Below are 20,409 nucleotides of genomic sequence, written 5' to 3' on the forward strand. Positions count from 1 at the left end.
AGGATATCTGCTATATTTGTCATGGTATTATTTTATTGTAAAGGAAGCATGTTAAAGGAACCTGCTTCTTTCCCATATCCAGTGTAATCCCGGCTTCGCACGCCCGATTAAAGCCTCTGTGCTCATAGAACTGATAGGTACAGGCGCTGTCCGTAAAGAGATAAAGTTCCTTGCCCTGCTCTCTGCGCTCCAGCTCAGAGAGAAGAGCGGTTCCGATTCCTTTGATTTTGACAGCTGGGTTGGCGGCCAGAAAGATGATTTCCCCATCAGGGGAATGATCCTTTAAATACTCTGCCAGCATCGCCTTATTCGTTTCATCATAGGAACCCACGCTGCCCCCGTAGAAGGTGTTTTGCAGGAAATCAAACAGTTTCACATAGAGGGATTTCCAGAGAGAGCGATATATCTTCTTCTCCCCTTTGATTTCCGCCAGCAGCACGCCGGCGAATTCCTGACCGGCATAGGCGGCAAGCACCTGGGTAGCCCGGGTAAGCTCCAGGTACCAGAAATATCTTCCGTATAAATTCAATAGAAATTTGCTGTCCAGATACCAATCAAAATGCATTCCGGTTATGGCACACTGTATGGCTTTTCTGTAATCTGATTTGTTCAGTTCTTTTATTTTCAATTCCATAGCAGCACCTCTCCATCTTTAAAATAAGATCCGTTTCCTGTATATTTTATCATAGGATTTCCAGAAATCTATTACCATTTCGGGAAGAAAGAAAACTTTATGTAAATAAATAATTATTTTTTGAGTTTATGCAACGGGGAGAGGTGAAATATTGGTATATAGGGTGAAGGCCTTCAAAGAAAATAATGAGAGGAGAGAGGCGGCATGAATTTGGATGATCAGGAAATTATACGGCTGTATTTTAACCGGGATGAAAAAGCCCTTGAGGAAACTGCCTTAAAATATGGATTGCGGCTGCGCATACTGTCGGAGCAGATTACAGGCAGCCTCCAGGATGCCCAGGAATGTGAAAATGATACCTACCTGACAGCCTGGAACCGTATCCCGCCCCATGAGCCGGTCACTTATTTCTTTGCATTTCTGGCTAAAATTGTCCGGAATATTTCCATAAACTGCTGGAAACAGAAGAAAGCAAAGAAGCGCAGTGCCCATCTGGTGGAATTGACGAAGGAAATGGAAGAGTGCCTGCCCTCTCCATCTGATGTGGAGTGCAAAATAGAGGATGCGGAATTTGGGAAAATACTGAATACCTTTCTGCGGGAGCAGAAGGAGGAGGCCAGGACCATATTCCTGAGAAGATACTGGTTTGCCGATCCGATCGCAGAGATTTCCCGCCGCTATGCCTTGAGTGAGAGCAAGGTGAAATCTCAGCTGTTTCGGACCAGGAAGAATCTGCGGGCTTATCTGGAAAAGGAGGGCTATGACTTATGAATGGTGAAGAATTATTTGAAAAAATGGACTGTGTGGAGGAAGCGTTCGTCAGTGAAGCGGAAAATGCAGGAAAAGGGCGGGTATTTCGTCCCTGGATAAAATGGGGAGCGGCGGCAGCCTGTATCTGTCTGATCGCGGCGGGAGCATTATTATTAAAGCAGCCGGCGGGAAGGGCTCCGGACCAGGGGCCTGGGTCAGCAGCCCTTGACCATGATAGTAATGAACAGGCAGATAACTCTGACAACGATGGAGCGGTTACCGTCCCGGCGCTGGAACTGCCGGAAAAGGTGGAGGAAGGCGTGTGTATGGATATGATCGGCCTGGTGGTTTATCAGGGCCGTATCTATACCCAGGGAAGCCAGTATATCGGTGAGGACGCAGCGAAGGTGAAAGAACTGGTGGGAGACTACCTTGGATATGCCAAAGGCAATATCAGCGAGTGGTCGAAGCAGGATGACTATGCGAAGGAATTTGCGTCAACGGTAAGCGGTGAAATTTATTCTGTAAAGGGATACGACTCTAGCTTCCGGCTGTGTATGCAGGGTGTATACACGGAAAATGACGGTACGGAAGTGGACTATGTGGAATTTTATGAAAACCTGAACGGGATTTCTATCACAACCGGTGAAGATATTTTCGGCAGCAGGCTGAACATGAAGGAGAACTGGGAATCGGCAAAATTCCAGGAGCATGAGAACTGGGATAATGGCTGGCCGGATTATATTTATCAGGAACTGCCGGGCATTACACAGGACGACCTGAACGCTTTTCTGGATGAATTGTACGCCGGAAAATTTGTAAACATGTGGCGGTCGGATCAATACAGTGATCCAAACGCCAAAGAGGACACGAATCAGCGTGACATATACAGTGAACCAAGCGGACATCTGTTTTTCTATATGAAGGATGGAACGAAGGTGGAGCTGCGGTTATTTGAAGGCGGCTATGTGGGTTATCAGCACCTGGGCTGGTATTTTGTAGAGATGCCGGGGCAGATCTTTGAGAAAATATTTGCTGCCTGCAAATAGACAAAATAGAACATTCTGAACTACGACAAGGAGAGAGGATTTTCCTCTCTCCTTTTTTGTAATTTATCCATGTTGATGGATGAGGGAAAAGATTGCTGCTGGATTGATCATCCTTCATAGACATAATATGTATCTATTGACATAATACAACATATGTCATATAATACAACATACAATTATAAAATAAGGAAGTGTACAGATTGAGAAGTGACAGAATCAAGCAAGGAACCGAAGCAGCCCCTCAGAGAGCCCTGCTTTATGCGCTGGGCATGACCAGAGATGAATTAAAGCGTCCTCTGATCGGAATTGTAAGCTCACAAAATGAAATTGTGCCCGAGCATCGGAATCTGGACAAGATTGTGGAGGCGGTAAAACAGGGAGTGGCCCTGGCAGGAGGGGTCCCTGTAGTTTTCCCTGCGATCGCGGTGTGTGACGGCATTGCCATGGGACATGAGGGAATGAAATATTCACTGGTAACCAGGGAGCTGATCGCCGATTCCACCGAAGCGATGGCGATGGCCCATCCTTTTGATGGGCTGGTCATGGTGCCCAACTGTGACAAGAATGTACCCGGACTTCTTATGGCGGCGGCGCGCCTTGATATTCCGGCTATCTTTGTGAGCGGAGGCCCGATGCTGGCAGGAACCCTGCACGGCAGGAAGATCAGCTACTCCACTGTCTCGGAGGGTGTGGCAGAGCTGCGGTCGGGGAGGATTACGGAGGCAGAACTGGAAGAATACGAGCAGGAGGCCTGTCCTACCTGCGGCTCCTGTTCCGGCATGTTTACGGCCAACAGCATGAATTGCCTGACAGAGGCGCTGGGGATGGCCCTGCCGGGAAACGGGACGATACCGGCTGTATATGCGGCCAGACTGCGGCTGGCGAAAAGAACCGGCATGCAGATCATGGAACTGGTACGGCGGGAGCTGAAACCCTCCGGGATTCTGACGAAGGCAGCCTTTCTCAACGCCCTGACGGTGGATATGGCGCTGGGATGCAGTACAAACAGTGTACTCCATCTGCCCGCGGTTGCAAGGGAATGTGGTATCAGCCTGGAACTGGACCTGATTAATGAAATTGCAGAGAGGACTCCTAACCTGTGCCGTCTGGCCCCGGCCGGGGAACACTATATCGAGGAACTGGAACGAGCGGGCGGTATTCCGGCGGTGATGTATGAACTGAATAAATTGGGGCTGCTGGATACCGGGCTGATCACCTGCACCGGAGCGAGTGTTCTGGAAACAATAGCCGGCCGGGATATCCAGGATGAAGAAATAATCCGTCCCGCGGCCTCCCCTTACAGTAAAACAGGAGGAATAGCCGTTCTGCGCGGCAATCTGGCTCCGGAGGGCTGTGTGGTGAAGCGGTCCGCCGTGTCGGAGAAAATGCTGGTACATACCGGCCCCGCCAGAGTGTTTGACGGGGAAGAAGAGGCGTTAAAGGCGATTTATGCCGGGAAGATTCTGCCGGGCGATGTGGTGGTGATCCGCTATGAGGGGCCGAAAGGCGGCCCCGGCATGCGGGAAATGCTCAATCCCACATCCGCGATTATGGGCAGCGGCCTGGGAGAATGTGTTGCCCTGATCACCGACGGGAGATTCTCCGGAGCCACAAGAGGCGCGGCGATCGGCCATGTCTCCCCGGAGGCCGCGTCAGGCGGCACGATCGGCCTGATCGAAGAGGGCGATCCCATCGAGATTAACATACCGGACCACAGGATCAGCCTGCTGGTATCGGAGGAAACGCTGGAGCGGCGCAGAGCAGCCTGGAAGCCCAGAACAAAAGCGCTAAAAGGATACCTGCGGCGATATGCCAGGGAAGTGACGTCCGGAAGCACCGGCGCGGTGCTGGAATAATCAGGCTGTTCCGGAATGGGAGACAGGGATGTATTTTGCAGGCGGATGATGTATGATAATCTAAGTTAAGAAAGAAAATGCTTGACTGTAAACCAGGTTTATACTTTATGATATAGCTCTGGAAACTGGGAAGGAGTGAAGGGTATGACGGTGAAAGAAGCAGAGGAAAAGACCGGACTGGCCAGATCCAATATCCGCTATTATGAGAAGGAGGGTCTGCTTTTCCCGGGACGCAATGAGAAGAACGGCTATCGGGATTACTCGGAGGAGGATATCAGGCAGCTTCAGAAGATTGCGTTTTTAAGAACTCTGGGCGTAACGGTGGAAGATATACGGGAGATAAGCACGGGCGGCAGGAATTTAAGAGCAGTCATCCAGAAACAAAATGAAAGGCTGGAAGCGGAACTGGATGGCCTGATTCATAATAAGGCTATTATGCAAAAAATACTGCAGGAAAAAGACATTACTTTCGATTGCCTGAATGTGGAAGCTTATACAGCGGTTCCCGAAAGCTATATCAGGACGAACAGGGAACTGCTGCGGTTGGATGCAGTCTCCTTTTTCTATTGCTGGGGAGGACTTTTTATCTGGCTGCTGATAACAGTGCTCAGCGTGCTGGCAGCACTGTTATCTGTGGGCGTCCTGCCGGAGCAGATTCCGGTGCAGTGGAGCGGGGGAGAGGGTGTAACCTTGGTCAGCCGGTGGTTTATATTTGCCTACGCCGTGGCCTGTCCTGTGATCCGGTATCTGCTGCGGCCTGCCCTGGGAAGCTTTTTATTTCGTAATTTTCAGCTGGCCTGTACGGATACGGTGACGGATTATATTTCTAATTTCCTATGTTTTGTCGCTCTCACTATACAGGTGTTTACCATTTTATTCGTATTTAGACTGGTCAGGAATATTGCTGCTGTACTGGTTCTGGACGGTATCGTATTCGGTGTACTGCTCATCCTGGGATATCGGAGTATCCTCGGGGAGAAAGCTTAAACTTGAATAAAAGGAGAAATTACAGCATGATTCGGAACATGAAACCGGAGGATATGGGGCAGATAATGGATATCTGGCTGAGTGCCAATCTGGATGCCCATCCCTATGGGAGGATAATGCCCGGCTTCTGGGTTTTATCGGTTTGGAGAAGGATTATATCGCCGGAATCTTTGTGGATCGGGCAGCCAGATCCCAGGGAATTGGTACCCGGCTTCTGGATAGGGTGAAAGAAAACCATGACACGCTCACACTCAAGGTTTATGCAAAGAATGAGAGGGCGCTCCGGTTCTATGAACGGGCCGGTTTCCGAATGGGAGCACAGGATAGAGAGGAAGAAACCGGTGAACTGTCAACTGACAATTCGTCTACTTCATCACGGCTGCTGCAATAGATTGCATCTTTAAGAACGGGTGAGTTATAATAAATATAACCTCTGGCATCAACGGTGCTTGGATACCTTAATCTCATAATGAATGAAAAAGGAATAACAGCTGGATAAGTAGGAGATTTGATAAAAATGGATGATAAAAGTTTGAGCATCAGAAGCAGTGCAGCAGAATTTCTGGTTTTTTCTGCCCAGGCTGGGGCAGATACAATAGAGGTACGTTATGAAGAGGGGACACTTTGGCTGACACAAAAAATGATGGGTGTCTTGTTTGATGTAGAAGCAAATACAATTACGTACCATTTAAAAGAAATATATGATAGCGGTGAATTGGAAAGGGAGGCAACTACTCGAAAATTTCGAGTAGTTCAAATAGAGGGGACTCGTAACGTTGCGCGTAAAATGGATCATTATAATTTGGATGCTATTATTTCAACTGGATACCGGGTAAATTCTATACGCGCTACTCAATTTAGAAGATGGGCTACGCAGGTATTAAAAAAGTTTACGTTGGAAGGGTATGTCCTGGATCGTAAACGAATGGAGAACGGATCTTTTCTGGATGAAGATTATTTTGAAAAGCTTCTGGAAGAAATAAGAGAAATTCGTTTAAGTGAGCGGAGATTTTATCAGAAAATTACTGATATTTATGCAACAAGCCTTGATTATGATAAGGATTCTCCGTTAACCAGACAATTTTTTGCCAAGGTTCAAAATAAAATGCATTATGCAGTTTCTCATCAAACAGCGGCGGAAATTATATATAAACGGGCAGATAGCACCCAAAATCATATGGGATTGACATCATGGAAAAACTCTCCGGATGGAAAGATTTTAAAATCCGATGTAAATATTGCTAAGAATTATTTGACGAAGGGAGGGCCTGAAGATTTAGGACGAATCGTTAATGCATTTTTAGATTTGGCAGAAGGGCGGGCGAAACGGCACATTCCTATGACCATGCAGGACTGGGCAGAACGCATCGACAAATTTTTATTATCGGATGATCGAGATGTTTTGCTAAATGCAGGGAAAATATCTATGGAAATTGCAAAAGACTATGCAGAGACTGAATATGAAAAGTACCGTATTGTACAGGATCAATTGTTTGAATCTGACTTTGATAAAATGGTTATGGAGGCGGTATGGTATGTTTATATTCATTTAAAAGGAGAAATTACAGCATGATTCGGAACATGAAACCGGAGGATATGGGGCAGATAATGGATATCTGGCTGAGTGCTAATCTGGATGCCCATCCCTTTATTCCGGAAGAATACTGGAAGAAAAATAAACAGGAGGCGGGAACATCAATACTCCAGGCGGAGGTTTATGTATGGGAGGATAATGCCCGGCTTCTGGGTTTTATCGGTCTGGAGAAGGATTATATCGCCGGAATCTTTGTGGATCGGGCGGCCAGATCCCAGGGAATTGGTACCCGGCTTCTGGATAGGGTGAAAGAAAACCATGACACGCTCACACTCAAGGTTTATGCAAAGAATGAGAGAGCGCTCCGGTTCTATGAACGGGCCGGTTTCCGAATGGAAGCACAGGACAGGGAGGAAGAAACCGGAGAGATGGAATTTCTTTTGCGGTGGACAAAATAATGGTATCCTTTTTGCGTCTATATAAGTAAAGGACCAGGGAGGAAGAAGAGCGTAAGCTTGCCCCGGCAGGTTTTGCGCTCTTTGTTTATCATGGAAGTAGATAAGACTCCCCCCTCTATAGGTGGTGAGTAAATAACAAATTCGTCTTGGAAGGAGGATCAATATGAAAAGGAAACTTATTTTAGCCGGTGTATTGCTGCTTTTGTTGATCGTGGGAGGATTATTGGGTAAGAAGTTCCTGATCGGCACGAGACCCTTTCGGAATCTGTCCGCGGAGGATATCAAAAGCGCCGATGTAGAGCTGATACCCCCTGGCGTAATCATCCAGATCGGCCAGAAGAAACTGCCTGAACTGGTTGATATATTGAATCGGACGGTGATCTATCAGGAGGATAATTCCTATGTGGAATACGATGGACAGGGAGTTGTTTTCACTATCCGGAAAACAGACGGCACTCAGGTTACTGTCATAGCCTATAATCCATTTTTGGTCATAGACGGCGTGGGATATCGAACGAAATACGGACCATGTCAGGACTTGAGTAGTTTTGCGAATGATTTGCGGAGAAATTAAATGAACAGTTTGATTGATTCTTGTTGACAAATTGGTCTAATGACGTTAAACTAAACATATCAACAGGTTTAATGATGTTAAACCAAGGAGGAAGCAAGATGGAGGAATATAAGCTGGGTGTGATGGAAACCCGATTTGCGGAACTGATCTGGGAGAGGGAGCCGGTGGCTTCCGGTGAACTGATTAAGCTGTGCGCGGAGGAATTCGGATGGAAGAAATCTACTGCTTACACGATGCTGCGGCGTCTATGCGAAAGAGGTATTTTTAAGAATGAGGAAAGTACCGTTTCGGCGCTGCTTTCCAGAGAGGAATTTCTGGGAAAGCAGAGCGAAGAATTTGTGGAGGAAACCTTTGGCGGTTCCCTTCCCCGTTTTCTGTCCGCTTTTACCAGACAGCGAAAGCTGAGCGACGGGGAAATTGAGGAACTGAGAAAACTGATCGAGCAGAGCGGGAGGTAGAGATGGAGGGAGTATTTTTAAAGGTGTTCAATATGAGCCTGTCGGCTGTATGGGTGATTCTCCTTGTGCTGGCGGCAAGACTGGCGCTAAGAAAAGCACCTAAACTATTTTCCTGCCTGCTGTGGGCGGTAGTGCTGTTCCGGCTGCTCTGTCCGGTCACGATTGGCAGCGTGGTCAGCCTGGTTCCGATGAATCCTGACCCGATACCGGTTAACCTGACCAGCCTTGATAATCCCAGGATAGACAGCGGAATACCGGCTGTCAACCAGACGGTGAACGAGGTTCTTAAGTCGGTAGAACGGCCGGACGGGACAGAGGGCGGGAACCGGATTGAAACCTGGGTTCTGGCAGGAACGGCTATATGGCTGACCGGAGCGGGAATCCTGCTTTGTTACTATCTGGTTGCCACGATCCGGCTGAAACGCCGCCTGATCGGCGCGGTAAATACGAAGAGCAATATTTATCTGGCGGATCATCTGGCGTCCCCTTTTGTGATGGGGATAATAAGACCCAGAATTTATCTGCCGTCCAATCTGCCGGAAGGAGAGCAGGAGTATATTGTCCTCCATGAACTAACCCATATCCGCAGGCAGGATAACCTGGTTAAACTGATCGGCTTTCTGGCTCTGTGTATTCATTGGTTTAATCCCCTTGTCTGGGCAGCGTATCTGTGTCTGAGCAAAGACATCGAGATAGCCTGTGATGAGAGTGTGATGAGGCGGATGGGACAGGAGATAAAGAAAGAATATGCGGCGGCTCTTTTACAGATTTCCGCAGGGAAAAGTATGGCGGGATTTCATCCGGCCTTTGGAGAAGGGGATGTAAAGAAACGGATCAAGAACATTGTAAATTATAAAAATCCCAGGATTCAGACTGCTGTTGCTTCAGCCGTGTTGGTGCTGGTTCTGTGCGTCGGGCTTGGGTGCAGCAGGAAGGCGGAAGTTCCGGATACAGCCGGAACAGATACAGACGCAGTTCTGTCTGAGGAAGAAAAAGCCTCTGTCATAAATCTGTGCGGAAACTTGACAGAGGAACGGGCAGAGAAGATATTTACGGATATTAAGGCGCTTATGCTTTCAACCTTCCAGGTGAGGGGAGACCGGCTGGAGAACTTTTCAATCGAATTTGTGGAGGAAAACAAGGACGATAATGGGTGGTTTCAGTGTTATGTCAATATAATCACAGACTGGACGACGACAAGGGCGCCGGAAGATGACCCTCTTATCATCGGTATGAGGAAAACGGCGGATGAGCTTGGCACAGAAAAGGAGAAAGAAGCGGCAGAGCGGCTGATCGATGGTTTCCTGACGGAGATGGAGCCGGAGCATAACAGGACAGAGCGGCTTAAACTTCCCCATGAATTTCTGGTGAAATATATGCCAGAAGAATCGGTTTCCGCCGCGAAAAACCGAAATTATGAGCTCTATTATGTCTATGAGGAAAATGGAACAGAGACTTTTTCGTCTGCGGCAGAATATTACGAAGAACACTTTAAGGAAGATCCGGAAAAAAGGGAGAAGTTGGGAGCAGATACACTCAGAGAACAGCTTGACTATTATATGGATTAATCAAACGCCGGGTCTGAAAGGTGAGTGAGGATGTATTTAATAAGACAACCACAGGCCGCTTGCTGATCATAAACGGAACAGAGAGGGACGAAATCGGAATTGATTTCGTCCCTTTATTTTTATCGAAATCATGCGAAAAGATAATTTAACTGAATCAAAACGAATGTTTGTTCTAATTTTTGCACAGCATTTTAAGTATTTACAGGATGAAATTAAAAATATTAATAAATATATTAAATATATTAAAATAGATATTGACATAATTAATCATCAGCTATATATTATAGACAGGAAAAGAAAGGAAGGTGATCCGATGTATCAGGTAATCAGCCGCTGCCCTGTGTGCGGCAGAAAGCTGAAGGTCGTCAAGCTCCAGTGTGAGAATTGCGATACAGCGATTGAGAACGATTTTGCACTCAGCAAATTCGATTATCTCTCTCCGGAAGATCTTTATTTTGCCGAAACCTTTTTGAAGTGCCGCGGCAATATAAAGGAAGTGGAAAAGGAGCTGAAAATATCCTACCCCACTGTCCGTTCCAGGCTGGATGACATTATACGTAAATTGGGCGGCAGACCAGATGTACCGCCGCCTTCCGTCTCGGTCAGAAAAGAAATTCTGGATGCGCTGGAAAATGGGGATATTACCCCGGAGGAAGCGCTGGAACAGATGAAGGAAAAGCAATAAAGAGAGGGAAGGTTGTTTGTGCAGGAGCATCACAAATAACATCTGAATGGCATCCTATTATAAGAGTGCTCCGGAATGGAGAAGAGTATGGACGAAAAAATGAGAATTTTAAAGATGGTGGAAGAGGGTAAGCTCACTGCCCAACAGGCAGTCAATTTGATTAATGCGCTGGAGGAAGACAGGGGAAAAGAAGCGTCTGTCAATTATATGGAGCCTGTGGCGGAATGCAGCGGCAGTGAGATTCCCTATGACAATAAGATGCTGCGGATTATTGTGGATAGTCCGGACGGCGACAAGGTAAATATACAACTCCCTGTAAAAATTATCCGTCATATGCTGAAATTGACCGGTATGCTGCCGATTAAGAGCGAGGAATTGCAGGGCGTGGATCTGGAAGCGCTGGCCGGCACTATACTGGATTGTCTGGACAGTGAAACGATCGGTAATATTGTGTCAGTAGACGGGGCAGACGGCACAAATGTGAAGATTTATATCGGCTGATGCCGGGAGGAGAGGCTTATGCGCATTATAGTCCGCTCGGAAGAGACGAATTTGTGGCTGCCCGTCCCGCTTTCCCTGGCAAGCGCTGCGGTGAGCCTGCTGCCCGAAGCTGCCTTTGAGGACATGAGAAAATCGTTGCCGCCAGCCTTCCGGGATATGGTGACAAAGGATGTTCTGCGAATGATTGTAAAGGAGTGCCGGAGCATTTTAAAGCAGTATAAAGGACTTGAGGTCATCCATGTGGAGGCACGGGACGGTACCTTTATTTCGATCCGTTTGTGATTGGAAGATGGAGGCAGCAGGAAGGAAATGAGACTCCTTCCTGCTGCCCTCTTGTTATCTGCTGCTGAATTTATTTCTTTCATCCTTGTCTGACAGCACAGCTGCCGCGCAGGATCATATACAGGGCCATGGTGGCAGTCATTATAAATACACCCAGTCCGGTGAGTATATTCATCTGTCTTTGAAAGGAAGGGCTGGCGCCAAATTCTGAGAGCATTGCCGTCTGCAGCGAAAACATGGAAACCAGTGCGGCTGCAAGTGTGATTGCTTTTGCGGCCGAATAGACCGGGTTACTCTCTTTTCGGTATTTTATAAAATTTATGATCGCCGTAGCGAGACTGTAAAAAGCGTATCCAGCGGCGGCATAGATCATATAACCAGGATAGCTGGCAAGCGTTCCTCCATAAGCGGTATGCAGTCCCATGCCTGTTATCGCAATGATTAAGACCAGAAGAAGACAGCCGCAAAAACGGTATTTCCGGAACAATCGCATCCGGTCCGACTGCTTTTGTCTGAACGAATGCAGCAGATGAAACCGCACTGTACTCAGAACCATGTAGTAAAATGCCATCGTGCCGAACCAGAGTGAGTGATAATACAAACCAGAAACCGCTTTGTATATGGAATATGATAAATTGATTCCAAGGGAAAGACAGAGGGAGACTTCTGTTTTAAATGCGGTTTCAGTCAGGTAACGGTGCAGAAAATGATTCTGATGCACCAGATGCCTGGTTTTTTTTGCAAGGTCAATGACCCGGAGTGTGAGGGCAGATGTTGTATAGGCTGAAATGAGATAGGCGGTAACAGCAAATGCGGATTTCTCTGTGCCGCTTATGAAGACAACAGCCAGCGATGCAGCGGAACCAACTATCAAAGGGATCAGCAGCAAAGCCTTCGGATACAACAGCCTTCGCAGAGATGGTATATGATTTTTCAGTACCTGATACATTTATTGGAGTCCCTTGCAGACGGGGATCAGGGAAATAAGAAGGATAATGCCCACGATGCCGACCACAATGCCGGGGAACATAAGCCCTTCCCATACCATAGCCATACACATCCCCACACCCAGTATCAGCGCGCCCGCAATACCGAGAATGGCAGTTCCAATGGATTTTGCATTTAGCGTTACAATGGGTTTTCCCTCCATCCCGCGGCGAACACCGAGCATAGCAAGGAGTATCAAAAGACCCACAGCACCGGAGATAATTCCCTGCCGGAATGTGTTCCACTGTGTAATCAGGCACATGCACATACCCAGAGCAAATAATATTCCCCCCGCGGTTCCCATAATCAATGTTACAAAATTCTTCTTTTTCATGTTTTTAATCCTTTCTGATCTGAATAAAATTACTTATTCTGAATCCGGCTGTCGGCTTCCTTTTTAAGCTGCGCTTCCTTTGCCCTGAGTCTGGCTTTCGCTTCATCCGTAGTTTCTCCATCCTCCGCAAGAAATGTCTCGACGAATTTATCCTCGATTTTTTTATAGCCGGAGACAACTCCATGCTCTACCTTTTTGTAGCTGCCGGTAACTGCCGACTCGATCTTTTTGTTTGCCCGCTTGATTGCTGACATAATGGGCCCTCCTTTAACTCAACACTTGTTTACATTTTCAATTCATAGTATGATGGTTTGAAAAGAAGAAAACAATCATCAATATTTAAACATTTGTTGAGATAATGGAGGGCAAAGTGAATACGCCAAATAATAAGCGCAAGAAAGAATCCAGGAAACGGATGGAGACAGCCTTTATTAAATTATTGCAGGAGAGGGAGCTAAGCGGGATTACGGTGACGGATATCTGCAAACTGGCCGGAGTAAACCGTACCACTTTCTATGCAAATTATATGGACATTTATGACCTGGCGCAGGTGGTTCAGAAGAATCTGGAAGAGGAAGTGAGCAATTTATACCGGGAAGAAAGGGAACAGAGCTATAACAGCAACGATTTTTTAAAACTGTTTCAGCATATCCGGGAAAACCAGATCTTTTATAAAACATATTTCAAACTGGGTATAGACGGAAGATTTCAGATTACAGAATACAGAATACGATATCCATCAGGCCGCGTTCTATTATGATAATAAACATATTGAATATCATATCGAATTTTTCCGAAACGGACTGAATGCTGTAATTAAGAAATGGCTGGCAAATGGCTGTCAGGAGACAGCGGAGGAAATAGGTGAAGTGATCAAGGCAGAATATCGGGGGAAAGCGGCAGGTGGGCAGAAAGCCTGAGATGCGGCTGCTACTGCCGGGATTCACCATGTTGATGCAGGAGAAGGAGAAAAGATGGAACTGAGAAAGATAGCAGACCGGGTTTTCTATCATCCCCACCAGCCGGAGACAGACCGCCCGATGCTGGCCTATCTGAACGGGGAGCAATACACACTTGCCATTGACGCGGGCAATTCCGCGGATCATGTGGAGGAATTTTATCAGGCCTTACAGGATAAGGAATTGTGCAGACCGGACTTTACTGTGATCACCCACTGGCACTGGGATCATACCTTTGGCATGCACCATGTCCATGGTATTTCCCTTGCGCATCGGAAGACCAACGAGTATTTAAAACGGGAGCGGGAGCGGTTGGCAGACCCGGGGTATTCAGATTTTTTGAGAGCGGATGACGAATTCTTAAGAAGAGAGTATGAGAACGGCAAAGATATCATTATCCGTCCTGCGGACTTAGAATTTGAAGAGAGCCTGACCCTTTTTCTGGGAGGGCTGACAGCCAGAATCTTTCATACGCAGTCGCCCCACTCGGAGGATTCGGTGCTCCTTTACGTACCGAAAGAAAAGATTTTATTTCTGGGAGACGCCACAAGTGAGGATTTCTATCAAGGTGGGTATATGGACCAGAGCAAGCTGCGGGCCTTGATCAGGGTGATTGAACGGACGGAGTGCAGATGGTGTGTGCTCAGCCATACCGAGCCGCTGACGAAAGGTGAGCTGCTGGAATATTTGTATTCTATTCAGGCCTGACTGTCTGCTTCACGTCCTCACGCCGCACAGAATAGACATGGTGAGGCATATCCACACCATAATAGTGTTTCACGAATGTCCCCTTTAACGACATTCCATTCCGCTTAGCAACGTTCTGGGACGCCAGATTCGTATCCCGTATAATGGAACAGACCTCGTCCACGTCATAGTGTTTAAAGGCATAGTCACGGCAGGCAATTGCCGCTTCCGCCGCGTAGCCCTGGTGCCAGAATGCCTTCTGGAACAGGTAACCCACCTCCAGAACCTGGGTGTCCCAGCAGGGCTGGAGTGTCAGGCCGCACTGGCCGATCATTTCACCGGTCGCTTTCAACAGGACAGCCCACAGGCCAAAGCCATCTCTCCGATAACGTTCCTGCTGGCGGTGAAGCCAGTTCCAGGCTTCTTCATCACTGAACGCATGCTCATAGGCGTACATGACTTCTTTATCCTGCAGCATCCTGCACAGGGCCGGATAATCATCGTCCGTCATTTCCCTCAGGCAGAGCCGTTTTGTCTCTAAGATCATGATTTCGTTCCTCCGTTTCCTGATGTCAGCCTATCATAACACAGCTTCGGCAGGCGGGCAACCGGCTGCGGAATGGAATAGAAATAAAAGCATATAAAAAGAAGAGGCCGAATGAACGCCCTCTTCTTAAGTCAGCTTTATGAATCTATATGCGGCAGGTTATGCTACACAAACATTTACTGCTCTTAATTTTCTGCTGTCTTTCGGATCACATTCGGTATCGAATGTTACACGCTGTCCGTCTTCCAGACTCTTGAAACCATTAGAAACGATTGCTGAAAAATGTACGAATACATCTTCGCCGTCTGCTTCATTTGTAATAAATCCAAATCCCTTTTGTGAGTTAAACCATTTTACTGTACCGTTATTCATGTGCGGCACCTCCATTTTTATTATTGCAATAAGCGGACTCGCAGAGCGCGCCGGCTTTTGCTGGTATCAATTTTTGCTGCCGGAATTTTTAACGTGGGATTCTCACAACGGAACTAAAGTAATTTTAAAAGCGTTATTAAGAATAATTACGATATAACAGGGAACTCCTGAACATACAACACAAGCATTTAAAAATAATAAAGCCGGCCATCCGCAAATCATCAAAAGGTGATATGCAAGATATCCGGCTTCCAACTTCAAATTGATTACCTAACTACTATACTACCATAACGGTACGAATGTCAAGAATATTTTGAAAATAAGTTTAAAAGACTGAAATTACTGTAAATTTAGCTAGACGGCCAGTTCTTTTAACCGATCCTTTACTTCGTCTATGGGCTCGTGCAGTGCAACGGACAGTTCCGCAGACAAAAGTTCCAGCACCGTCTTCAGATTCCGCTCATCACTGATGTTTAATCTTTTTCCCAGTGCGGCTCTGCGCTTTTCTTCCCTTAGGATGCCTTTGAGCATCCGCAGACAGTTTTCACATTTACAGGATTTGATGATCTCGTGATACTGAGTCTCTCTGAGCCTGCCGTTTTCTTCATACAGTGGCTCCAGGTCAGGCAGTTTATCCAAAAGCTGTTGTGCAGTTTCTCTGATAATAACCGCGCGCATCAATAATTTATTGCTGCCGGTTTTCACATAGAGAGTTCCTTCTTTGTTACAGACTGCCTGCAGGATGTAGTACTGGTCTGTTGTGTTAAGAAAATCCGGCGTACCAATATCTCTAATCCGATATACCCCGTTATTCTCATAGACTACGACATCGTTTATCTTATACATAATAAAACCTTCTTTCTGGACGGAAGGACCGGAACAGACCGCCTTGCAATCCTTGAGATTGGCGTTAAATCAGCACTGGCCCCGCACCATATATGGTTGGGCAAATCGCCGATGGCGTTCCTGACACCCCTCCCTGTTCTTTCAGGCTGAATGTTCCGATAATTAAAATTGCTTTGACAAGTTACATCTTGTCAAAGCAACGTGTTATAGATAGTATAGCATATTTTTACGGATTTTACCACCAGGGAATATCTGCCGCCTTATTCCTGCTGTATCCTCAGGGTTCTGCGATAGGAAAAGTCCGGTCAAATGCCGTCATATGCTCCGTTAGTTTTTCCAGCACATCCTGCCTGCCTTTAATGCGAATGAGCTTGGGCCAGGTCTCTTTTTTTCGAAAGAGAATGGCGGAAAACGCAGCTCTGTGCAGGGTAAGATCCGCATCGGCGATGTCTTTGCTTTCCCCGTGGCTGTAAAGGAGCGCACCGTGATACAGATGCACGTAATAGCTCTCGCCGGTATCTGATATATGAAAATTCAGCTTAAGATCTGTCTCCTGGGCTTTCTCCCCGTCAATCAGGATTCCCAGGTACTCTAACATCATGGGAATGTCCATACACTTGGCCAGATCGCCGGAATTAGAGGCCTGCTTGGAAGGATCGGAAACAACCCCGCCGCGCAGCTCCGCGGCGGCGGTCAGGTAGGCATTCCGCCAGGGACCACATTCCGACTGATAGCCCAGCTGTTCCAGGGCATCGGCACAGAGGAGCCTGGCTGGTTCATTCTGTGGATCATAAAAGACCAGGGCATTGGCGATTTCTGCCGCCCACTGGTATTCTCCCCGCTCAAAGTCCTGATAAGCTTTTTCCAGAATATCCTTAGGGCTGCCCATATATTCCACCAGCTTTTCGGCACGGTCCGTGGGAGTAAGAGGGTTTAAATTCACCGGATTGGCGTCGTACCAGCCCAGATATTTCTGATAGACTGCCTTGGCATTGTGGGAGAGGGTACCGTAATAAGGTCTGGTGTACCATACTTTCTCCATAGCTTCCGGCAGACGGATTTTATGGGAAATCTCATTGGGGGTATAACCCATATTCATGTACATTAAGGTCTGGTCATTGATGAATTTATAAATGGCGGCCGTATTTTCCAGATATTGATTGCCCTCTTCATTGCCCCAGTGAGGCCAGTTGTGAGACTGGAATACCACGGAAAGATCCGCTCCGAAGAGTGCCTTCGCCTCCATCAGGTAGCAGGCCCAGGCGTTGCCGTCCCGAATCTGGGTGCCCCGGAGAGTATAAAGGTTGTGCAGGGTGGCATTGCACAGCTCCGCGGCCCAGAATGCGTGAAAATCAGGAAGGTACCAGCACATTTCCGCGGGGGACTCCGTTTCCGGCGTGAGCTGGAAGATAAAACGGATGCCGTCTACCGTACGTTCTTCACCGGTAAAGGTGATTTCATCCGTGGGACGGATAAAGGTGATCAGCCCCTTGGACTGTCCCATACCGATTCCCATGGAGAGTGTTCCCTTTGGGCCAGGCTCCAGATAAGTGCCGTACTGATAGCCTGCCCGGCGCTGCATGGCGTTCATGGCATATACATTTTCGCTGACCGCATGGTGGGTAAAATGCTGGGGCACGATCAACGGGATGCTGCCGGAAGCTATGTCTTCCTCCCGGACGATTCCCCGGATTCCTCCAAAGTGGTCAATATGAGGATGACTGATGAGGATTCCCGTCACCGGGCGGAAACCGAGAATCTCATTTACCAGATTCAGGGCAGCCGCAGAACATTCGCAGCTAATCAGCGGATCGCACACAATCCAGCCGCGTTCTCCCCGGATGACCGTGAAGTTGGACATATCATAACCCCTGACCTGATAGATTCCGTCCACTACCTGAAACAGGCCGTACTGATGGTTCAGCCAGGCATTGCGCCGGTAGCTGGGATGAACAGTGTCTTCCTCCCGGTCCTGGTCTTCGAGAAATTCAAAGGCCTTCTGGCTCCACACGACTTTGCCGGAACTGTCCTTAATTTCCAGATGGTCTGGAGCGGCCAGACGATTTTTCAGGGCACATTCCTGTTCGTGCTGATCGCTGAAATCCAGGATATTGTATATTTCCTGGTTTTTGGCGATGGTATAGGGGGTAGCCGGTTTAGGATCTCTTGTAAATGGTTTCATACAGTTATTCTTCCTTTCTGTCTGTTCAGTCTATGGATTACATACACGGGCCTGCTTGATCCCGCCGGTTTTCTCTGTTAAAATACTTATACAGCGACGTTTTATCTGAATTGGAGGGATTGACTTGGCAAGCTCAGAACTTACCATACAGGCTATCGTGCAGGCGGTGAAAACGCTGATGAGGAAAAGACCGATCGACAGGCTGTCGATCAGTGATATTACCAGGGAATGCGGGCTCAGCCGCAACACACTGTATTATCATTTCCGGGATAAATATGAAATTGTGGAGTGGATCTTTGAGCAGGAGATAAAACCTGTCATAAAACCTCTGCTGACAGAGGATACCTGGGTGGAGAGCCTTGCCGTCCTGACGGACCGGATGAAGGAAGACCAGGATTTTTACACCAACGCGGTAAAAAATACAGGAGCTAATTCCTTTGTGGAGCTTCTTACCAGGCTTTATAAAGAGTTTCTGATGGAAACTGCGCAGCAAAATGCCGCTGGCATCATGGATACCCGCCAGCAGGAGCTGGCAGCCCGTTTCTACAGTCACGGGATCATCGGCATGCTTACGGACTGGGTGGCATTTGGCATGAAACAGGATGTAAGGGAGGCAAACCAGGTGATCGCTGCTGCCATTGGAAATAATATCTTCCGGAAACAGAAGCCGGTTTTGGATTCATTATAAAATGCAGGCGAATCTCTGTGGATGGTCAAATAAAAAAAGTGTCCAGTTTTTGGGCACTTTTTCAAATGTGTATAACAAAGATAATATTCTATTCGTCTTCCAGGGTAAAAATCGTTTCCACGGGTTGTCCCAGAAACCGGGCCAGCTTCATGGCCAGCTCCAGGGTGGGGTTGTATTTGTTATTTTCAATTGCAATGATGGTCTGCCGGCTGACGCCAAGCGCCGCTGCCAGGTCTTCCTGGCGCAGGCCGCGGCTCCTTCGAAGCGCTTTGATCTGATTCTGCATAGTTCGGTTTCCTTTCTGCTTTCACGGTCAGCGCTGTTTTAACAGAAGAAAAGAGCCGATGACAGCGATCAGGACAGCGAGCAGGACGGCGCCCAGGAGAATCCACAGAAAACGGCCGGACGCTTTGTATTCTTCGTCGCCCTCCGTCATTTTCTTTTCCAGATACTTTCGCGAAAACTGTTCTACCATAGCAGCAGCCGTCAGAAGGGAGGAGGGAATAATATTAAAACGTTCCCCGTAGGCAAATACCCGGAAACAGGAATAAAAGGTCCACAGCGCCAGAACAACGGTGATAAAAATCAAAGCATTCCGCTGGGAACGGAGAACAATTAGCTTCTCCATTTCATCCATATTTTTTAATGGTTTCATAGAGGAAACGCTCCTTTCATATGTTAAAGGTTCTTTACATTTATACAGTACGGCAGGGGTAGAGAAAAGTCAAGAACTTTTTACATTTCTTTGCCGCCTTTTCTTTCTGATTCCCAGATGATATAATACAGAAAGAAGCAAATATATCGGGGAGGATTTGTGGGGATGAAGGCAACAAAAACATTTCTGATCGTCAGCCAGCTTATTCTGATCGCAGAGTTATTAGCTGGAATATTCCTGGAGCTTTTTGGCATTGTAGGGTTCTCTGTCGTCCTGGGGGAAGAGATCGTTGATTCCGCTGAAATAGCAATTAGTTTAATATCACTGATTCTGGGGACGCTGCTTATTCTGGCCAGCCTGGACCGGCGCAGGATGCTTCACTCGTTCCGCCGCTACACGCCGTGGCTTGAGAGGGACACATCCGGATTGATTGTAAATCTGGTGCAGATGACCGGGGAATCGAAGGAGAATGTGGTTAAGAATCTGGATAAACTGATCCGCAAGGGGTACATTAAGGGGATATATCTGAATGTGGAGAAGGACCGGATTATTTTTCCGGACTACCACGCTCCGGTGTATTCTTCTGCACCTCAGAGGCCTCCGGAAGTGATGACTGTGATTTGCCCTCACTGCGGAGCGACGAACCGGGTGGTAAAGGGAACGAGCGGGGTATGCGAGTATTGCGGTTCTATTATATCTGCCAAGTAAAGGTACAAGAACCAGACAATTGAACAATTTTGTATAAAAATCTTACAGTTTAACAGCCGTGTCGAAAAATCCGACACGGCTCTTTCTTTGTCTATGGCGGTATTTTGT

28 protein-coding genes are annotated in these 20,409 nt (G+C 47.4%); 18 read left to right on the forward strand and 10 right to left on the reverse strand.

The window, feature by feature from the left end:
• Positions 1-19 precede the first annotated feature (19 nt).
• Positions 20-634 (reverse strand): GNAT family N-acetyltransferase, encoded by a 615-nt coding sequence (locus tag ABCW47_RS04035; RefSeq protein WP_343208574.1) that lies wholly within the window; start codon positions 632-634, stop codon positions 20-22.
• Positions 635-838: 204 nt separating this feature from the next.
• On the opposite strand from ABCW47_RS04035, the gene ABCW47_RS04040 reads away from it, so the two are divergent.
• From ABCW47_RS04040 to ABCW47_RS04100, 13 genes are all read left to right on the forward strand, one after another.
• The gene (locus ABCW47_RS04040) at positions 839-1,405 is read left to right on the forward strand and encodes an RNA polymerase sigma factor (RefSeq protein ID WP_343208575.1); all 567 of its coding nucleotides are present in this window, start codon (positions 839-841) and stop codon (positions 1,403-1,405) included.
• Complete coding sequence (locus tag ABCW47_RS04045) at positions 1,402-2,433, forward strand: hypothetical protein (RefSeq protein WP_343208576.1); 1,032 nt, start codon at positions 1,402-1,404, stop codon at positions 2,431-2,433. Before ABCW47_RS04040 ends, ABCW47_RS04045 begins: the two co-directional genes overlap by 4 nt.
• Before the next feature lie 200 nt (positions 2,434-2,633).
• Positions 2,634-4,289 carry a dihydroxy-acid dehydratase gene (ilvD, locus tag ABCW47_RS04050; RefSeq protein ID WP_343208578.1) on the forward strand — a complete coding sequence of 552 codons (1,656 nt, stop codon included), beginning with the start codon at positions 2,634-2,636 and terminating at the stop codon, positions 4,287-4,289.
• 144 nt (positions 4,290-4,433) lie between these two features.
• Positions 4,434-5,276: a MerR family transcriptional regulator gene (locus ABCW47_RS04055; RefSeq protein ID WP_343208579.1), complete on the forward strand. Its 843-nt coding sequence runs from the start codon at positions 4,434-4,436 to the stop codon at positions 5,274-5,276.
• 73 nt (positions 5,277-5,349) lie between these two features.
• On the forward strand, positions 5,350-5,667 hold the full coding sequence (locus ABCW47_RS04060; RefSeq protein WP_343209590.1) for a GNAT family N-acetyltransferase: 318 nt from the start codon (positions 5,350-5,352) through the stop codon (positions 5,665-5,667).
• A 126-nt stretch (positions 5,668-5,793) separates the two neighbouring features.
• Complete coding sequence (locus tag ABCW47_RS04065) at positions 5,794-6,849, forward strand: virulence RhuM family protein (RefSeq protein ID WP_343208580.1); 1,056 nt, start codon at positions 5,794-5,796, stop codon at positions 6,847-6,849.
• Entirely contained in the window at positions 6,846-7,268 is a 423-nt protein-coding gene (locus ABCW47_RS04070; RefSeq protein WP_343208581.1) for an N-acetyltransferase, read from the forward strand. The genes ABCW47_RS04065 and ABCW47_RS04070 overlap by 4 nt, the downstream gene beginning before the upstream one ends.
• 163 nt (positions 7,269-7,431) lie before the next feature.
• A complete protein-coding gene (locus tag ABCW47_RS04075; protein WP_343208582.1) occupies positions 7,432-7,842 on the forward strand; it encodes a hypothetical protein in 411 nt (136 codons plus the stop codon).
• A 98-nt stretch (positions 7,843-7,940) separates the two neighbouring features.
• On the forward strand, positions 7,941-8,300 hold the full coding sequence (locus ABCW47_RS04080; protein ID WP_343208583.1) for a BlaI/MecI/CopY family transcriptional regulator: 360 nt from the start codon (positions 7,941-7,943) through the stop codon (positions 8,298-8,300).
• A gap of 2 nt (positions 8,301-8,302) precedes the next feature.
• Complete coding sequence (locus ABCW47_RS04085) at positions 8,303-9,868, forward strand: M56 family metallopeptidase (protein ID WP_343208584.1); 1,566 nt, start codon at positions 8,303-8,305, stop codon at positions 9,866-9,868.
• Positions 9,869-10,181: 313 nt separating this feature from the next.
• Complete coding sequence (locus tag ABCW47_RS04090; protein ID WP_343208585.1) at positions 10,182-10,553, forward strand: DUF2089 domain-containing protein; 372 nt, start codon at positions 10,182-10,184, stop codon at positions 10,551-10,553.
• Positions 10,554-10,640: 87 nt separating this feature from the next.
• Positions 10,641-11,054 (forward strand): SHOCT-like domain-containing protein, encoded by a 414-nt coding sequence (locus tag ABCW47_RS04095; protein ID WP_343208586.1) that lies wholly within the window; start codon positions 10,641-10,643, stop codon positions 11,052-11,054.
• A gap of 18 nt (positions 11,055-11,072) precedes the next feature.
• Entirely contained in the window at positions 11,073-11,336 is a 264-nt protein-coding gene (locus ABCW47_RS04100) for a hypothetical protein (RefSeq protein WP_343208587.1), read from the forward strand.
• Between the two features lie 79 nt (positions 11,337-11,415).
• Here the strand turns inward: ABCW47_RS04100 and ABCW47_RS04105 are convergent, their stop codons facing one another.
• The 3 genes from ABCW47_RS04105 to ABCW47_RS04115 are packed head-to-tail and all read right to left on the reverse strand — an operon-like array spanning position 11,416 to position 12,911.
• A complete protein-coding gene (locus ABCW47_RS04105) occupies positions 11,416-12,285 on the reverse strand; it encodes a hypothetical protein (RefSeq protein ID WP_343208589.1) in 870 nt (289 codons plus the stop codon).
• Positions 12,286-12,657: a hypothetical protein gene (locus tag ABCW47_RS04110; RefSeq protein WP_343208590.1), complete on the reverse strand. Its 372-nt coding sequence runs from the start codon at positions 12,655-12,657 to the stop codon at positions 12,286-12,288.
• A gap of 29 nt (positions 12,658-12,686) precedes the next feature.
• Complete coding sequence (locus tag ABCW47_RS04115; protein ID WP_343208591.1) at positions 12,687-12,911, reverse strand: hypothetical protein; 225 nt, start codon at positions 12,909-12,911, stop codon at positions 12,687-12,689.
• A 116-nt stretch (positions 12,912-13,027) separates the two neighbouring features.
• Here ABCW47_RS04115 and ABCW47_RS04120 point away from each other — a divergent pair, with 116 nt between their 5' ends.
• From ABCW47_RS04120 to ABCW47_RS04130, 3 genes are read left to right on the forward strand one after another with little or no spacing between them, the layout of a single operon-like run.
• Entirely contained in the window at positions 13,028-13,417 is a 390-nt protein-coding gene (locus ABCW47_RS04120; protein WP_343208592.1) for a TetR/AcrR family transcriptional regulator, read from the forward strand.
• A 43-nt stretch (positions 13,418-13,460) separates the two neighbouring features.
• Positions 13,461-13,577 carry a hypothetical protein gene (locus ABCW47_RS04125; RefSeq protein WP_343209591.1) on the forward strand — a complete coding sequence of 39 codons (117 nt, stop codon included), beginning with the start codon at positions 13,461-13,463 and terminating at the stop codon, positions 13,575-13,577.
• A gap of 54 nt (positions 13,578-13,631) precedes the next feature.
• A complete protein-coding gene (locus tag ABCW47_RS04130; protein WP_343208593.1) occupies positions 13,632-14,324 on the forward strand; it encodes an MBL fold metallo-hydrolase in 693 nt (230 codons plus the stop codon).
• Here ABCW47_RS04130 and ABCW47_RS04135 read toward each other — a convergent pair.
• The 4 genes from ABCW47_RS04135 to ABCW47_RS04150 all read right to left on the reverse strand — a co-directional run bounded on the left by ABCW47_RS04135 (position 14,311) and on the right by ABCW47_RS04150 (position 18,250).
• Positions 14,311-14,850, reverse strand: coding sequence for a GNAT family N-acetyltransferase (locus tag ABCW47_RS04135; RefSeq protein ID WP_343208594.1), 540 nt, complete (start codon positions 14,848-14,850; stop codon positions 14,311-14,313). The two genes, ABCW47_RS04130 and ABCW47_RS04135, sit on opposite strands and share 14 nt — an antisense overlap.
• A gap of 159 nt (positions 14,851-15,009) precedes the next feature.
• Positions 15,010-15,222 (reverse strand): cold-shock protein, encoded by a 213-nt coding sequence (locus ABCW47_RS04140; RefSeq protein WP_343208595.1) that lies wholly within the window; start codon positions 15,220-15,222, stop codon positions 15,010-15,012.
• Between the two features lie 354 nt (positions 15,223-15,576).
• Positions 15,577-16,068 (reverse strand): CarD family transcriptional regulator, encoded by a 492-nt coding sequence (locus ABCW47_RS04145; protein WP_343208596.1) that lies wholly within the window; start codon positions 16,066-16,068, stop codon positions 15,577-15,579.
• A 277-nt stretch (positions 16,069-16,345) separates the two neighbouring features.
• The gene (locus ABCW47_RS04150; RefSeq protein ID WP_343208597.1) at positions 16,346-18,250 is read right to left on the reverse strand and encodes an alkyl/aryl-sulfatase; all 1,905 of its coding nucleotides are present in this window, start codon (positions 18,248-18,250) and stop codon (positions 16,346-16,348) included.
• Between the two features lie 124 nt (positions 18,251-18,374).
• Between ABCW47_RS04150 and ABCW47_RS04155 the strand changes: the two genes are divergently transcribed.
• Positions 18,375-18,938 carry a TetR/AcrR family transcriptional regulator C-terminal domain-containing protein gene (locus tag ABCW47_RS04155; protein WP_343208599.1) on the forward strand — a complete coding sequence of 188 codons (564 nt, stop codon included), beginning with the start codon at positions 18,375-18,377 and terminating at the stop codon, positions 18,936-18,938.
• A gap of 88 nt (positions 18,939-19,026) precedes the next feature.
• On the opposite strand, the gene ABCW47_RS04160 is transcribed toward ABCW47_RS04155, so the two are convergent.
• Together ABCW47_RS04160 and ABCW47_RS04165 are read right to left on the reverse strand one after the other, a co-directional pair.
• The gene (locus ABCW47_RS04160; protein ID WP_343208600.1) at positions 19,027-19,224 is read right to left on the reverse strand and encodes a helix-turn-helix transcriptional regulator; all 198 of its coding nucleotides are present in this window, start codon (positions 19,222-19,224) and stop codon (positions 19,027-19,029) included.
• A 27-nt stretch (positions 19,225-19,251) separates the two neighbouring features.
• Positions 19,252-19,593, reverse strand: coding sequence for a hypothetical protein (locus ABCW47_RS04165; RefSeq protein ID WP_343208601.1), 342 nt, complete (start codon positions 19,591-19,593; stop codon positions 19,252-19,254).
• Between the two features lie 165 nt (positions 19,594-19,758).
• On the opposite strand from ABCW47_RS04165, the gene ABCW47_RS04170 reads away from it, so the two are divergent.
• The gene (locus ABCW47_RS04170) at positions 19,759-20,301 is read left to right on the forward strand and encodes a TFIIB-type zinc ribbon-containing protein (RefSeq protein ID WP_343208602.1); all 543 of its coding nucleotides are present in this window, start codon (positions 19,759-19,761) and stop codon (positions 20,299-20,301) included.
• The last annotated feature ends 108 nt before the right edge of the window (positions 20,302-20,409 follow it).

Origin of the sequence: Anaerolentibacter hominis (assembly GCF_032380675.1) — a bacterium.
GTDB classification, from domain to species: Bacteria; Bacillota; Clostridia; order Lachnospirales; family Lachnospiraceae; genus Anaerolentibacter; species Anaerolentibacter hominis.

Bases quoted from the DNA above. Each gene is read 5' to 3' on its own strand.
- ABCW47_RS04035 (WP_343208574.1), bottom strand. From the start codon at position 634: ATGGAATTGAAAATAAAAGAACTGAACAAATCAGATTACAGAAAAGCC.
- ABCW47_RS04040 (WP_343208575.1), top strand. From the start codon at position 839: ATGAATTTGGATGATCAGGAAATTATACGGCTGTATTTTAACCGGGAT.
- ABCW47_RS04045 (WP_343208576.1), top strand. From the start codon at position 1,402: ATGAATGGTGAAGAATTATTTGAAAAAATGGACTGTGTGGAGGAAGCG.
- ABCW47_RS04055 (WP_343208579.1), top strand. From the start codon at position 4,434: ATGACGGTGAAAGAAGCAGAGGAAAAGACCGGACTGGCCAGATCCAAT.
- ABCW47_RS04065 (WP_343208580.1), top strand. From the start codon at position 5,794: ATGGATGATAAAAGTTTGAGCATCAGAAGCAGTGCAGCAGAATTTCTG.
- ABCW47_RS04070 (WP_343208581.1), top strand. From the start codon at position 6,846: ATGATTCGGAACATGAAACCGGAGGATATGGGGCAGATAATGGATATC.
- ABCW47_RS04075 (WP_343208582.1), top strand. From the start codon at position 7,432: ATGAAAAGGAAACTTATTTTAGCCGGTGTATTGCTGCTTTTGTTGATC.
- ABCW47_RS04080 (WP_343208583.1), top strand. From the start codon at position 7,941: ATGGAGGAATATAAGCTGGGTGTGATGGAAACCCGATTTGCGGAACTG.
- ABCW47_RS04085 (WP_343208584.1), top strand. From the start codon at position 8,303: ATGGAGGGAGTATTTTTAAAGGTGTTCAATATGAGCCTGTCGGCTGTA.
- ABCW47_RS04090 (WP_343208585.1), top strand. From the start codon at position 10,182: ATGTATCAGGTAATCAGCCGCTGCCCTGTGTGCGGCAGAAAGCTGAAG.
- ABCW47_RS04095 (WP_343208586.1), top strand. From the start codon at position 10,641: ATGGACGAAAAAATGAGAATTTTAAAGATGGTGGAAGAGGGTAAGCTC.
- ABCW47_RS04100 (WP_343208587.1), top strand. From the start codon at position 11,073: ATGCGCATTATAGTCCGCTCGGAAGAGACGAATTTGTGGCTGCCCGTC.
- ABCW47_RS04105 (WP_343208589.1), bottom strand. From the start codon at position 12,285: ATGTATCAGGTACTGAAAAATCATATACCATCTCTGCGAAGGCTGTTG.
- ABCW47_RS04110 (WP_343208590.1), bottom strand. From the start codon at position 12,657: ATGAAAAAGAAGAATTTTGTAACATTGATTATGGGAACCGCGGGGGGA.
- ABCW47_RS04115 (WP_343208591.1), bottom strand. From the start codon at position 12,911: ATGTCAGCAATCAAGCGGGCAAACAAAAAGATCGAGTCGGCAGTTACC.
- ABCW47_RS04130 (WP_343208593.1), top strand. From the start codon at position 13,632: ATGGAACTGAGAAAGATAGCAGACCGGGTTTTCTATCATCCCCACCAG.
- ABCW47_RS04135 (WP_343208594.1), bottom strand. From the start codon at position 14,850: ATGATCTTAGAGACAAAACGGCTCTGCCTGAGGGAAATGACGGACGAT.
- ABCW47_RS04140 (WP_343208595.1), bottom strand. From the start codon at position 15,222: ATGAATAACGGTACAGTAAAATGGTTTAACTCACAAAAGGGATTTGGA.
- ABCW47_RS04145 (WP_343208596.1), bottom strand. From the start codon at position 16,068: ATGTATAAGATAAACGATGTCGTAGTCTATGAGAATAACGGGGTATAT.
- ABCW47_RS04150 (WP_343208597.1), bottom strand. From the start codon at position 18,250: ATGAAACCATTTACAAGAGATCCTAAACCGGCTACCCCCTATACCATC.
- ABCW47_RS04160 (WP_343208600.1), bottom strand. From the start codon at position 19,224: ATGCAGAATCAGATCAAAGCGCTTCGAAGGAGCCGCGGCCTGCGCCAG.
- ABCW47_RS04165 (WP_343208601.1), bottom strand. From the start codon at position 19,593: ATGAAACCATTAAAAAATATGGATGAAATGGAGAAGCTAATTGTTCTC.
- ABCW47_RS04170 (WP_343208602.1), top strand. From the start codon at position 19,759: ATGAAGGCAACAAAAACATTTCTGATCGTCAGCCAGCTTATTCTGATC.